Annotated in this window: 1 protein-coding gene; it reads left to right on the plus strand. The window is 70.7% G+C overall.

Annotated elements, in window-relative coordinates:
• Positions 1-550 (plus strand): cation:proton antiporter (locus tag KUM32_RS42970; protein ID WP_217146972.1); only part of this gene is annotated, 550 nt, incomplete at both ends.

The raw sequence follows: 550 nt of genomic DNA on the forward strand, positions 1-550 counted from the left end.
ATACTGCTGCTGCTCCTGCTCGGTCTGGAGTACAGCGCGTCAGAACTCGTCACCAGCCTCAAGACCCAGTACCCGTCCGGAGTGGTGGACTTCGTCCTCAACGCCGTCCCGGGGGCCGTGGCCGCCCTGCTCCTGGGCTGGGGCCCAGTCGGCGCCGTCGCCCTCGCCGGCGTCACCTGGATCTCCTCGTCGGGCGTCATCGCCAAGGTCCTCACCGACCTCGGACGCCTGGGCAACCGCGAGACGCCGGTCATCCTGAGCGTCCTGGTCATCGAGGACCTGTCGATGGCCGTCTACCTGCCGCTGCTCACCGCGCTGGTCGCCGGCGCCGGGCTCGCGGGCGGCAGCCTGACCCTGCTCATCGCGCTCGGCACCGTCGGTATCGTGCTCTACCTCGCCCTGCGGCACGGCCGGTTGATCAGCCGGGCCGTCTCGTCGGACAACCCCGAGATGCTGCTGCTCGTCGTGCTGGGCCTGACCCTGCTGGTCGCCGGCGTCGCCCAGGAACTGCAGGTCTCCGCGGCGGTGGGGGCGTTCCTGGTGGGCATCG

It is taken from the genome of Streptomyces sp. AC627_RSS907 (genome assembly GCF_019049165.1).